This is a genomic window from Streptococcus oralis (assembly GCF_023109155.1).
Lineage (GTDB): Bacteria > Bacillota > Bacilli > Lactobacillales > Streptococcaceae > Streptococcus > Streptococcus oralis_BZ.
Window position 1 is genome coordinate 1 of record NZ_JALDUA010000005.1, and the last position, 13,457, is coordinate 13,457.

General features: G+C 43.9%; 11 protein-coding genes and 1 pseudogene. 2 read left to right on the top strand and 10 right to left on the bottom strand.

The genetic code is table 11. From position 1 onward, the window contains the following. Positions 1-144 precede the first annotated feature (144 nt). The 6 genes and pseudogenes from M1F63_RS08635 to M1F63_RS08660 all read right to left on the bottom strand — a co-directional run. Positions 145-576, bottom strand: a pseudogene (locus M1F63_RS08635) (cytidine deaminase family protein); the annotation flags it as partial. 12 nt (positions 577-588) lie between these two features. Next, positions 589-2,049: a glutamate--tRNA ligase gene (gene gltX / locus M1F63_RS08640; RefSeq protein WP_247941211.1), complete on the bottom strand. Its 1,461-nt coding sequence runs from the start codon at positions 2,047-2,049 to the stop codon at positions 589-591. A 127-nt stretch (positions 2,050-2,176) separates the two neighbouring features. Next, complete coding sequence (locus M1F63_RS08645) at positions 2,177-3,526, bottom strand: glucose-6-phosphate isomerase (protein ID WP_247941212.1); 1,350 nt, start codon at positions 3,524-3,526, stop codon at positions 2,177-2,179. Positions 3,527-3,694: 168 nt separating this feature from the next. After that, a complete protein-coding gene (locus M1F63_RS08650; RefSeq protein WP_000124765.1) occupies positions 3,695-4,384 on the bottom strand; it encodes a gamma-glutamyl-gamma-aminobutyrate hydrolase family protein in 690 nt (229 codons plus the stop codon). A gap of 139 nt (positions 4,385-4,523) precedes the next feature. Further along, positions 4,524-6,290, bottom strand: coding sequence for an ABC transporter ATP-binding protein (locus M1F63_RS08655; protein WP_061418859.1), 1,767 nt, complete (start codon positions 6,288-6,290; stop codon positions 4,524-4,526). A 1-nt stretch (position 6,291) separates the two neighbouring features. After that, positions 6,292-7,998 carry an ABC transporter ATP-binding protein gene (locus M1F63_RS08660; protein ID WP_247941213.1) on the bottom strand — a complete coding sequence of 569 codons (1,707 nt, stop codon included), beginning with the start codon at positions 7,996-7,998 and terminating at the stop codon, positions 6,292-6,294. 206 nt (positions 7,999-8,204) lie between these two features. On the opposite strand from M1F63_RS08660, the gene M1F63_RS08665 reads away from it, so the two are divergent. Next, positions 8,205-9,221 carry an NAD(P)H-dependent glycerol-3-phosphate dehydrogenase gene (locus M1F63_RS08665; RefSeq protein WP_033585444.1) on the top strand — a complete coding sequence of 339 codons (1,017 nt, stop codon included), beginning with the start codon at positions 8,205-8,207 and terminating at the stop codon, positions 9,219-9,221. Between the two features lie 21 nt (positions 9,222-9,242). Then, complete coding sequence (galU, locus tag M1F63_RS08670) at positions 9,243-10,142, top strand: UTP--glucose-1-phosphate uridylyltransferase GalU (RefSeq protein ID WP_000811028.1); 900 nt, start codon at positions 9,243-9,245, stop codon at positions 10,140-10,142. A gap of 121 nt (positions 10,143-10,263) precedes the next feature. Here galU and M1F63_RS08675 read toward each other — a convergent pair whose 3' ends face one another. From M1F63_RS08675 to dapD, 4 genes are all read right to left on the bottom strand, one after another. Beyond that, positions 10,264-10,944: a rhomboid family intramembrane serine protease gene (locus M1F63_RS08675; protein WP_033585443.1), complete on the bottom strand. Its 681-nt coding sequence runs from the start codon at positions 10,942-10,944 to the stop codon at positions 10,264-10,266. Continuing rightward, complete coding sequence (locus M1F63_RS08680) at positions 10,928-11,467, bottom strand: 5-formyltetrahydrofolate cyclo-ligase (protein ID WP_033585442.1); 540 nt, start codon at positions 11,465-11,467, stop codon at positions 10,928-10,930. The genes M1F63_RS08675 and M1F63_RS08680 overlap by 17 nt, the downstream gene beginning before the upstream one ends. 11 nt (positions 11,468-11,478) lie before the next feature. Further along, positions 11,479-12,609 (bottom strand): N-acetyldiaminopimelate deacetylase, encoded by a 1,131-nt coding sequence (locus M1F63_RS08685; RefSeq protein WP_247941214.1) that lies wholly within the window; start codon positions 12,607-12,609, stop codon positions 11,479-11,481. 67 nt (positions 12,610-12,676) lie between these two features. Then, positions 12,677-13,375, bottom strand: coding sequence for a 2,3,4,5-tetrahydropyridine-2,6-dicarboxylate N-acetyltransferase (dapD, locus tag M1F63_RS08690; RefSeq protein WP_000127447.1), 699 nt, complete (start codon positions 13,373-13,375; stop codon positions 12,677-12,679). Positions 13,376-13,457 lie beyond the last annotated feature (82 nt).

Genomic DNA, 13,457 nt, shown 5'->3' on the forward strand with positions numbered 1-13,457 from the left:
GTGTCTTAACCCCTTGACCAACGGACCTTGAGCTTTTCAACTCTTTCTATTATACCTACTTTTTTACCTTTGTCAAGAACTTTTTTTCTCTTTACCGAAATTCTGAAAAGATAAAGGAAAGAGCCAGTTAAACTGACTCCTTCCTTTATCTTTCCAATTAGTCGCGCGTTCCTCTCCCCACCAGTAAGGGATCAATTCGGCAACCTTAATTGTTTTTCTTGTTTCGTAGTCCATCATGAACTCTGCTTCTTTATTTTCAGTATTCAATTCTAAGAGAAATTCTCTGCAAGCGCCACAGGGCATACCTGATCCTTCGCCGTAGGGAGGTTTGTCTCGAAAGGCGAGGATTTTCTTAACTTTGGTTTGTCCTGAAAATTGATACATATTGAAGAGAGCCGCTCGTTCTGCACAGAGATGAAAAACGCCACAAGTGCCCTCCATACAAAATCCTGTGAAGATCTGACCATCTTCTGCTTCTACTGCAGCAACAACATGGTTAGCATAAACAAAGTCAGAAACTTCATGAGGATTGTATAAGGCTCGTGCTTCTTCATACATTTTTTCCCATGTATCCATCGGAAGTCCTTTTTATTTAGAAATCTCTTTCAGTATGTTTTCAATATGCTGGATTGACTTTTCACGTCCGAGTAAGAAAATGGTATCTGGTAATTCTGGTCCATGCATTTCACCTGAAACGGCAATACGAATCGGCATGAAGAGGTTTTTCCCTTTGATACCTGTTTCTTTTTGAACTGCTTTGATTTGTGGGAAGATGTTTTCTGTCACAAATTCCTCATCTGTCATGGCTTCTAGTTTCGCTTTGAAGGCTTCTAGAACAACAGGAACGGTTTCTCCTGCCATGACCTCGCGCTCAGCATCTGTCAGCTCTGGGAAGTCTGAGAAGAAAAGGTCTGTCAATGGAACGATTTCATCCACTGACTTCATTTGTGGTTTGTAGAGTTCCACCAATTTTTCGGCCTTGTCAGTCAAGCGTCCTGCTTCTTCTAGGAATGGTTTTGCCATTTCAAAGATGGTTGCTAAGTCAGCTCTCTTGATGTAATCATTGCTCATCCAGTCCAGTTTCTTCTGGTCGAAGGCTGCTGGAGACTTGCTAAGGCGGTTTTCATCAAAGAGTTTAATCAATTCCTCACGAGAGAAGATTTCGTCTTCCCCACCAGGGTTCCAGCCAAGAAGGGCGATAAAGTTAAACACAGCTTCTGGCAAATAGCCTTTCTTACGGTAGTCTTCAATAAACTGAAGGGTATTGGTGTCCCGTTTAGACAATTTTTTACCCGTTTCAGAGTTGATAATCAAAGTCATGTGACCGAACTCTGGTGCTTCCCAACCAAGTGCTTCATAGACCATAAGCTGTTTTGGTGTGTTGGCAATGTGGTCATCGCCACGGATAACATGAGAGATTTGCATATCATGGTCATCAATAACAACGGCAAAGTTGTAAGTTGGGTAACCGTCTTTCTTTTGAATTACCCAGTCGCCACCGATGTTACCACCTTCAAATTCGATATCTCCTTTGACCATATCATGCCATTTGTAGATACCAGATTCATTAACAGCCAAACGAACCGTTGGGATGATTCCTGCTTCTTCACGTTCTGCGATATAAGCTGCTTTTTCTTCTTCGCTCATGCCGAGATATTCATTGATGTAGCGTGGTGTTTCGCCAGCTGCTTCTTGGCGTTCACGTTCAGCCGCCAACTCTTCTTCTGTAACGTATGATTTGTAAGCTTTTCCTTCAGCTAACAATTGGTCGATGTATTTTTGATAGAGTTCCAAACGCTCTGATTGGCGATAGTTTTCATGTGTCTCTGGGCTTTCATCCCAATCCATGCCTAACCAACAAAGGTTTTCAAGCTGTGAACGTTCACCATCCTCAACATGACGTTTACGGTCAGTATCTTCGATACGAATGATAAAAGTTCCGCCATGATGGCGTGCGTAAAGGTAGTTAAACAATGCTGTACGGGCATTTCCGATGTGTAGTAGTCCTGTTGGACTTGGTGCGTAGCGTACGCGGATATCTTTTGACATAGTTTCTCCTATAAAGTCTCTAGGCGTCTGCCTTTTTGCTTTCTATATTATATCACAAGTCTCGCCTGAGTCCAATGTCTACGAATAAAGAGAGTAAAAAGAGTGGACAAACCACTCTTTTCTTCTATTATAGACGTGCGTTAAGTTCTTTACTCAATTCTTCAAATCCTGGTTTTCCAAGAAGGGCAAACATGTTACGTTTGTAAGCTTCAACACCTGGTTGGTCAAATGGGTTGATGGCATTCAAGTAACCTGAAAGGGCGATAGCCAATTCGAAGAAGTAGATAGTGTAACCAAGAGTGAAAGCGTCTTGCTCTGGAAGAGTCACGTACATGTTTGGTACATCACCATCTGTGTGGGCAAGAAGAACACCATCAGTTGCTTTTTTGTTTACAAAGTCAACGTCTTTTCCTTGAAGGTAACCAAGTCCATCAAGATCTTCTTCCAAAGTAGGAATGATCACGTTCTTACGTGGTTTGTCAACACGGACAACTGTTTCAAACATGATGCGAGTTCCTTCTTGGATAAATTGACCAAGTGAGTGCAAGTCAGTTGAGAAGTTGGCTGAAGTTGGGTAAATACCTTTTTGGTCTTTCCCTTCTGACTCACCAGCCAATTGTTTCCACCATTCTGAGAAGTATTGAAGCGATGGCTCGTAGTTTACCAAGATTTCAGTCGCATAGCCTTTGCGGTAAAGGATGTTACGAACTGCTGCGTATTGGTAAGCTTCATTTTCTGAAAGTTTATCTGAAGTGTAGTCTTTACGAGCTGCGTTCGCACCTTCCATAAGGGCTTTAATGTCAGCACCTGATGCAGCGATTGGAAGCAATCCAACTGCTGTCAATACTGAGAAGCGTCCACCGATGTCATCTGGAACCACAAATGTTTCCCAACCGTTGGCATCTGCTTCAACCTTAACAGCACCTTTTTGGCGGTCAGTTGTAGCGTAGATACGTTTGTTAGCTTCTTCTTGACCGTATTTCTTAACCAAGAGTTCTTTGAAGACACGGAAAGCAATTGCTGGTTCTGTTGTTGTACCTGATTTAGAAATCACGTTTACTGAGAAGTCTTTGTCAGCTACGTACTCTACCAAGTCAGCAAGGTAAGTAGATGAGATTGAGTTCCCAGCATAAAGGATTTGTGGAGCTTTGCGTTCTTCTTTTGTTTGCAAGTTAGCAAAGTGGTGGTTCAAGAAGTCGATGGCTGCTTTGGCACCAAGGTAAGATCCACCGATACCGATCACAACCAAAACATCGCTGTCTGATTTGATTTGCTCAGCAGCTTTCAAGATGCGGTCGAATTCTTCGCGGTCATAATTTTCAGGAAGGTCCAACCAACCCAAAAAGTCGCTACCAGCACCAGTTCCTTTACGAATCAAATCGGCTGCAGCTGTTACTTGTGCTTGCATGTATTCCACTTCATGTGGGGCAACAAATTTGTCTAAAGCTTTTGAATAATCAAATTTAATATGTGACATGATAATCCTCCAAAATTTCTTCTTTTCTATCATAACGCTTACCTTCGATTTTTTCAAGCTTTTTTATTGAATTTGCCCAATTTTTATCAGAATTCAAACGTTTGCGTAAATTTGCTAAAATATAAAAAATCTGAAAGGACGAATAAAAACGGCTAGAGTCTCTAACCGTTACAATTCATTTAATAAATACTCAAATAGTTCTAAATTGCCATCTTCTTCATTGACCAGAAACTCTGGATGCCACTGCAAACCGATGATACGGTGCTCGTCGATAGACTCAATCGCTTCAATAGTCTGGTCTCGAGGATCCACCGCTGTCACACGGAAATTAGGCGCCAGATCTTTAATACTTTGACGATGGACTGAGTTGACCTGACTTTCTTTTCCGAACAACTTAGCCACCACGCTTCCTTCTACTGTCTCAATAGAATGAGAGGTTCCAAAAGGCAAACCTTGCCAGTGACCTTCAATTTCTTGGTGAAGAGTGCCACCAAAAGCAACATTGACCAGCTGAACCCCACGGCAGATTGCCAAAATGGGCTTATTCTGATGAAGTGCTTCTCTCAAGAGTGCCAATTCAAATTCATCACGGACTAGGTTGTAATCGTCGCTCTCAATGGTCTTTTTCTCTCCATAAAACTGAGGATGGACATTTTGCCCACCTGTCAAGATGAGTTTGTCGATCATTTCCACATAATCGCGAACAATGGACTCATCTCCTACAGGAATCACTAAAGGGAGACCGCCGACTTGACGAATGCTCTCTGCGAATTTACAGGATACAGATGAGTGGATGTTTTTCCCTTCTGCATCTACAGGACATAGATTTGCAGCAACTCCTACAACCGTTCTAGCCATGATGTGTCTCCTTTCAATTTTCTAACGATAGTCCTATCTTATCATTCAAGCTCTCTGCTGTCTAATATGTTTTTTTAAAGACCGTGATAAGTATTTTTTATGGATAAGAAAGAAGTTGCCCAAGAGGACAACTTCTTTCTTATTCGAAGACAAATTGATTGTGATACAGTTCTGAGTAGAAGCCGCCGAGCTTGAGCAACTCGTGATGATTTCCACGTTCAATGACCTCTCCATCTTTGAGGACAATAATCTGATCGGCATTGAGGATGGTCTTTAAACGATGGGCAATGACAAAACTGGTTCGTCCTGCCACAACCGCCTCCATGGCATGTTGAATCTTGCTTTCTGTTACGGTATCCACATTGGAAGTCGCTTCATCTAAGATTAAAACTTGGGGATCTGTCATCAAGGTCCGAGCAATGGAAATCAATTGTTTCTGACCAGTTGAGAAGATGTTTTGCTCATCATCAATAAGGGTATCATACTTATCAGGCAAGCTTTCGATGTAGTCATGAATATGAGTTGCCTTAGCAGCTGCTTCGACCATTTCCTGACTGGCATCTGGCACACCAAAGCGGATATTGTCTCGGATTGTTCCACTAAACAAGACCGAATCCTGCAGGACAATCCCGACCTTGCTCCGCAGGCTGTCCAAGTCGTAGTCTCGGATATCTTTGCCATCAAAGGAAATGCTACCTGCATCCACATCGTAGAAGCGATTGATGAGGTTCATGATGGTCGTTTTCCCTGAACCAGTCGGACCGACAACTGCTACCATCTGCCCCTTAGGAGCTGAAATGCTAACATCTTTCAAAATCGGCTTGTCAGGCACATAAGAGAAATCAATATGACTGATTTCAACACCTTCTCGTAATTCCGTAAATGCTGGTGCATTTTGCGGGCGAATCTCTTCTTCTGCATCAAACATTTCTTGGATACGATCCGCCCCAGTAAAGGCCAACTGGAGGCTCCCCCAACTCGCAGCCACCTGGATAATCGGCTGGTAGTACTGCTGAGAAAATTGGGTAAACATGACGATCAAACCTAGGGCTGTCGTTGTTTCGATACTTGGATCGTTCAGCAAGACCGCAGAACCTGCAAAAATAACGATGGCTGTATTAACCAAACTCATCCCATTCATAACAGGAAAGAGGATTCCTGAGAACATTCTCCCTTTAAAGGTTGCCTTGCGCACGCGCTCATTTCGCTCCACAAAGCCTGCTACGATGTCGTTTTGAATTCCTTGTACAATAACAGCTTTCTGCCCTGAAATACTTTCATCCATGTAGGCGTTGAGTTTCCCAACCTCTTTTTGCTGGAGATTGGTGTATTTGCGGGCCATTTTCACAATGAAGACCAACATGAGAAAGGCCACTGGAGTGCTGGCTACTGTTATCAGGGCTAGCGTCATATTTTTTGAAAACATGACAAAAATCAAACCGATGTAAAGAGCAATATTGCTCATAACCTGAACTAGACTTTCATTGAAGGCTTGAAGGATATTGTCTAAGTCACTAGTGAAGCGAGAAAGGATATCGCCATCCTGATGGCGGTCAAAGAAAGAAACCGTCAAACGAGAAAGTTTGCCAAAGAGGCCCTTACGCATCTCATTAGTTGACTCAGCAATTACACGGGTCATCAAGGCCATGTAAATCAAACTGGACACTACCAAAACCAGCACAACCAGGGCTAGATTCAGCATCAGAGCTGACAAACTTTGCCAGGCTAGTTCGGAAGTCCCATTTTGATAAGCTAGAACCAGATTAGCGAGCTCCGTCACTGCTTGACCTGAAAAAACAGGAAAGAGGGCTTGGGCAATTGTCGCAATCGCAACCATCAGAATCACAATGGCAAAGGAGAACTTGTAAACTTTAAAATAATTCCAGAAAAATCGAACAGTTTTCATTTTATTCCTCCTTTCCCTTTTGTGTTTCGTAGATTTCACGGTAGATGGCATTGTTAGCTACCAAGTCTGCATGCCGTCCTTCTCCAATCAAGCGCCCTTGGTCCAAGACCAAAATCTTGTCTGCATGGACGACTGAACTGATTTTTTGAGCGATGATAATCGTTGTTGTCCCTTTCAGGTCTTTGTTCAAAGCCTCCTGAACGAGTCTCTCTGACTTGGCATCCAAGGCTGAAGTCGAATCGTCAAAAATCAGGATACGGGGATTGCTGACAATCCCACGGGCAATCGACATCCGTTGCTTTTGTCCACCAGAAAAGTTGGTGCCACGTTCTTCGACCTGACTCTCAAATTTGTTTTCCATACGCCCAATAAATTCGCTGGCTTGAGCAATTCGTGCTGCACGTTCCATTTCTGACACGCTGGCATTGCCTTTTCCTTGACGAAGATTATCTGCAATGGTCCCGCTAAAGAGAATAGCACGTTGCAAGACGATGGAAACTGTTTTACGTAAGGTTCCCTCGCTGACGTCTCGAATATCCTTGCCACCAATCTTAATAGATCCCTCCTGTGGATCAAACAGTCGTGGAATTAACTGAGCCAAGGTAGACTTCCCTGCTCCAGTAGCCCCAACCACACCGACCATCTGACCGGGCGCAATATCAAAGCTTACATTCTTCAGCATAGGCTCGTCATCATTGGGATAGGTAAAGGTCACATTTTTAAAAGAGAGACTTCCTTCTAACTCTTCATCTGGGAGATCTTTAAAGGTCATCGCTGGCTCGGTATCTAGAATTTCGCGGATACGACGCAAGGAAATCATGGCACGACTGACAGAATTCCCTAAAAATCCAACCATGATGATGGTAAAGATAATCTGGCTGAGATAGTTGATAAAGGAAGCAATCGAGCCCACTACAGACGGATCTGACTGAGCCATTCCAGCCACCAACCAGATAGAGAGGAAGACCGCTCCATAGCCGACTAGCATCATAACGGGTTCTATAACTGAGAAGGCATAACCGATATAAAGATTTTGGCCGAGAAGTTCATCAGAAACATCGGTAAATTTGTCAAATTGTGCTTTTTCTTGTACAAAGGATTTGACCACGCGCACACCACGTAGATTTTCCTTGGCGATAGCATTGATCCGTTCAAGAAGGGTTTGAAACTTAGCAAATCGTGGCCCCATCATTCCCATCATGATAGCAGTTAGTGCAAAGATTAGGAGCACCATGAGGACAATCACCCACCAAAGTGACGGAAGAGTGTGAACCGCCAAGATAAAGGAACCGATAAAGAGAAGAGGGAGACGGAAGAGAATTTGAAAAGCCATCATCACCACGTTCTGAATTTGGTTGATATCATTGGTCATACGGACGACAAGGTTCCCCGCATTGAATTGCTCGATATTGGCATAAGAAAAAGTCTGGATCTTGCGAAAAGCGTCTTCACGAAGGTCCGAAGACACTCCTTGAGCAATGTAGGCTGCAAGTGTTACATTGACCCCACCTGCAACCAGACCGACTAGGGCTACTCCTATCAGCCAAGCGCCAATACTATAAATAGCCTCATTTTGACCGGCCAGCAAAGCCTCTAACACCTCTTGCAAATAGCGCGGTTGCAAGAGCGAACTCGCAACCATCAAGCCTGTCATCATTAAGGATGCCAAGGCCTGCCATTTATAGGTTTTTATTTTTTTAATGAGCATATTTCCTCCTAATAAAATAGATAAAGGGAGCGACATCCTGCGTCAGCTCCTTCTCATTCGTTCATATTGATGCTATTCTAGCAAAAAAGAGGCATCTTGTCAAAGAAGTCTCCTTATTATAAATTAGTGCGCTTTCATCTACAGGTGATGCATGAAAAGGCTTTTTATGGTAAAATGAAAGGAAGAACTCTTACAAGGAGGAAAAGATGAAGAAACAAACCATCGCTGTCTTGGGTCCTGGTTCTTGGGGAACTGCCCTTTCGCAGGTCCTAAACGACAATGGACACGAGGTTCGAATTTGGGGAAATATTTCTGACCAAATTGATGAAATCAATAACCAACATACAAACAAACGCTACTTCAAAGATATCCTACTCGACGAAAAAATCAAAGCCTATCATGACTTGGAAGAAACACTAAAGGATGTGGATGCTGTTTTATTTGTGGTCCCAACAAAAGTAACGAGACTGGTTGCCCAACAAGTAGCAAAGGTGCTTGATCACAAGGTTGTCATCATGCATGCCTCCAAAGGATTGGAACCAGATAGCCACAAACGTCTATCAACTATTCTTGAAGAGGAAATTCCAGTCGATCTCCGTAGTGAAGTCGTCGTTGTTTCAGGACCTAGCCATGCTGAGGAAACTATTGTGCGGGATATTACTTTGATCACTGCAGCCTCTAAAGACCTTGAAACGGCCCAGTACGTCCAAAATCTCTTTAGCAATCACTACTTCCGTCTCTATACTAATACGGATGTTATCGGAGTTGAAACCGCTGGTGCTCTCAAAAACATTATCGCAGTTGGCGCTGGAGCACTACATGGTCTAGGATTTGGCGACAATGCCAAGGCGGCTATCATTGCCCGTGGCTTGGCTGAAATCACCCGTCTAGGGGTCGCTCTGGGAGCTAATCCTCTGACTTATAGCGGTCTTTCTGGAGTTGGAGATTTGATTGTAACGGGGACATCTGTCCACTCTCGTAACTGGAGGGCAGGTGATGCTCTCGGTCGTGGAGAATCCCTCGCAGACATCGAAGCTAATATGGGCATGGTCATCGAAGGAATCTCAACAACTCGAGCAGCTTACGAACTAGCTCAGGAATTGGGTGTCTACATGCCAATCACACAGGCTATTTACCGAGTGATCTACGAAGGTGTCAATATCAAAGAAGCAATCACTGACATCATGAGCAATGAATTTAAAGCAGAAAACGAATGGTCATAGACCCTTATAGAAAGGAACATCATGAAACAAAAAGTCAGAAAAGCAGTCATCCCTGCCGCTGGATTGGGAACTCGTTTCCTCCCAGCAACTAAGGCCTTGGCCAAGGAAATGTTGCCAATCGTAGACAAGCCCACTATCCAGTTTATCGTTGAAGAAGCTCTCAAATCTGGTATCGAAGATATCTTGGTTGTTACGGGTAAGTCAAAACGTTCCATCGAGGACCACTTCGACTCAAACTTCGAATTGGAATACAACCTCAAAGAAAAAGGGAAAACAGATCTTCTGAAGCTAGTTGATGAAACAACTGGCATGCGCCTGCATTTTATCCGTCAAACACATCCACGTGGTCTCGGAGATGCTGTCTTGCAAGCCAAAGCTTTCGTCGGAAATGAACCTTTTGTCGTTATGCTTGGTGATGACTTGATGGATATCACGAACGAAAAGGCTGTTCCACTTACCAAACAACTCATGGATGACTACGAGCGTACCCACGCGTCTACTATCGCTGTTATGCCAGTCCCTCACGACGAAGTCTCTGCTTACGGGGTTATTGCTCCACAAGGCGAAGGAAAAGACGGCCTTTATAGCGTTGAAACCTTCGTTGAAAAACCTGCGCCAGAGGATGCTCCTAGCGACCTTGCTATCATCGGACGCTACCTCCTCACTCCTGAAATTTTCCAAATCCTCGAAAACCAAGCTCCAGGTGCAGGAAATGAAATTCAGCTGACAGATGCAATCGATACCCTCAATAAAACACAACGTGTGTTTGCTCGTGAGTTCAAGGGGGCTCGTTACGATGTCGGGGACAAGTTTGGCTTTATGAAAACATCCATCGACTACGCTCTCAAACACCCACAAGTTAAAGACGACTTGAAAGACTACCTCATCCAACTTGGGAAAGAGTTAGCTGAGGGGGAATAGAAGAAAAACAAAGCTCTTAAATAAGGGCTTTGTTTTTTTGTTGAAGCTTGCAATAAAAAAAGCCATCTTTGCAGATGACTTATTAGCAACCGAATCGGTGCTCGCTTTTAACTATTCCCCCCTACACATAGTTCATTCCCTTATAGCAAAGGAAAATGGCTAGTGCGATAAAAAGTACAGTTGCTCCGATTCGCTGGCTAGTACTGTACATCCTTCTCTCCCATTTGACTGGGAAGATGACTGCTAGAAAGGCACCGCCTACTGCACCGCCAATATGCCCTGCTAGGCTGATTCCTGGAATCAGAACACTTCCAATGATATTTATCACGAAAAGTGTCAGATAGGATTGCCCCAACTGCTGGATATAGGGGTTGCGAGTTGCGTAACGCAAGACGATAATCGCAGCAAATAGTCCGTAAAGAGAAGTGGACGCTCCTGCTGCTACAACTTTCGGCGTGAAAGCAAAAACAAAGAGATTGCCCATCATTCCTGATAAGAGATAGAGAAAGAAGAATTGCTTAGAACCGAAAATCTCCTCCACCTGTCGTCCAAGAAAGTAGAGTGAAATCATATTGACAATGAAATGTTCCCAACCGATATGTACAAATATAGCCGAAAAAAGGCGCCATATCTGCTCGGGAAACAAACGAATGATCGGTCCATACATGGCTCCAAACTGAAGTAAGGTATCTGCTCGTTCAAAATTTAAACCTGTAAGAACCAACATCAAGAGAAAGACCAATGCGGTTACTAGGAGGAAGAAGCTAGTCACAGGATAACGTTTATCAAAGATTTCCTTCATAGGTTAGCACCTCCTGTACGGGAATATCATGGTTTTCCAAGTTAAACTCCTGAACTTGACAAGGATAGATTGTACTCATTGTATGCCCAGCAAAATGCTCCAGATAGCGGTCGTAGTATCCTCCACCATATCCAATCCGATAGCCCTCAGTTGTAAAAGCCAAACCAGGAACATGAATTAAATCAATCTGAGACGGTTCCACCACTTCCAAGTCTCCTTGCGGTTCCAGTAAACCAAAGGAAGTTTTTGCCAACTGCTTCGGATCATATACCACAAATTCCATGCGCCCCTTGGGATAGGTTTTGGGTATCAGAACCTTTTTGCCGTCCTTCAGCATCCGCTTGATTAGTTCTTGCGTTTGAAATTCATGAGGGAAGGAGAGATAGGTTGCGATGACCTTAGCTTCTTGGTAAAAGGGATGTTGTAAGAAACGCTCAGTTAAAGCTCGATCCATAGCCTGTTTTTGCTCCTGAGATAAAGCCTTCATTTCGTGTAAGACTTGTTTACGTAGTTCTGCTTTCATAGATAATTCCTCTACTCTGCTGCCTTCTTTTTCAAGAAACTAGAGACCGCATCTACCCCAATGGCTAAGGCTTCTTCCTTAGGACTCATCTGAGGGTGATGAAGAGCGTAGGGACTATCGATACCTAGCCAGAACATAACGCCATCTACCTTCGAAAGGAGATAACCAAAGTCCTCACCAGTCATAGCTGGCTCGATATCAATCAACTCAATCCCGTCTTTCTCTTCAAAAAAGTCCATCAGTTCACGCGCCAAGGCTGGATTGTTCTCAACAGGTAGGTAGCCTCCTTGCTTGAGTTCTACTTCGACTTCCATATCAAAGGCTGCTGCAACCCCCTCTGCGACTGTCTTGACTCTTTTTTGTACCAAGAGGCTCATGTCCTGAGTCAAGGCGCGAATAGTTCCATGTAAAAATGCTGTGTCTGTAATGACATTATTGGTTGTTCCAGCTTGGAAAAGGCCAAAGGTCACCACCGCTCCCTCGATTGGATTGACATTGCGGCTGACAACTGACTGCACCTGGGTTACAAAGTAACTAGCAGCCACCAAGGCGTCATTGGCTTCATGCGGAAAGGCTGCGTGTCCTCCTTTTCCTTTGAAACGAATCTTCACCTCACAGGTCCCTGCAAAGAGAGTGTGTGTATTGGTCGCAATCTGGCCGACTTTCAAATCCGGACGAACATGGAGACCATAAAACTGATCTGGCAACCAATCTCCAAAAGCACCATCCTCATACATGAGCATACCACCAGCTTCATTTTCTTCAGCAGGCTGAAATAGAAAGAGCAAATTATTCTTGGGTTGCTCCTCAAGAGCACGCTCGAGACAGCCCAAGGCAATGGTCATGTGAAAATCATGTCCGCAAGCATGCATACGACCTTGGTTTTGAGAGGCAAAAGGTAGACCTGTTTGTTCGACAATAGGCAGACCATCAATGTCTGTTCGCCAACCAATGGTTCGCTCCGGCTGACTTCCCTGCAGGTAGACCAAAATTCCTGTCCGCCAGGTACGAACTTGAACAAAGTCCTTGTTCGCAGTCAATTTCTCAATCACATCCAGCAAATAAGCCTGAGTCTTGAACTCTTCCAAGCCAATCTCTGGAATCTGGTGTAAATCTCGTCTAGTCTGAATCAAATCTAACATCTATCTGTCCTCCTATATAGCAGAAAGAGGCTGGAAAAAGGGTTCCGCCTCTTTTTTACTTTTACAATTACAAGGTACGAAGCGCATCCTCAAGCGCTGTTTTTTGTTGGGTTTGGGCATCAATTTCTTTGATGATACGAGCTGGAACACCTGCTACCACTACGTTTTCTGGGACATCTTGGGTAACGATAGCTCCTGCTGCGACAACTGAACCACTACCAATTTGAACTCCCTCGATAACCACTGCATTAGCCCCGATAAGAACATTGTCTCCGACACGGACTGGTTCAGCGCTAGCTGGCTCAATCACACCCGCCAAAACTGCACCTGCACCAACGTGACTGTTTTTCCCAACGATAGCACGACCTCCAAGGATGGCACCCATGTCAATCATGGTTCCAGCACCGATTTCAGCACCGATATTGATAACAGCTCCCATCATGATAACAGCATTGTCACCAATTTCAACCTGGTCACGGATAATAGCACCTGGCTCGATACGAGCATTGATAGCACGTTTATCTAACAAAGGAACTGCAGAATTACGAGCATCTTGCTCGACAACGTAATCTTGATTTTCTACCAAACCTTCAAGAAGCGGAGCCACGTCCTTCCAGTCTCCGAATAAAACATTTCCTAGTTTGACAACAGAGCTTGGCACAGCAGTTGCAAGTTCTCCCTCAAAAGTTACTTTGACACTGGTTTTCTTTTCCGCATTGGCGATAAATTGGATAATTTCTTGAGCGTTCATTTTTGTAGCAGTCATAGGTGCCTCCTGGTTCGTTATAATGATACCTATTCTACCAAAAAAGGCTTCAAATTTGAAGCCTCAACTATCAAATAATCAT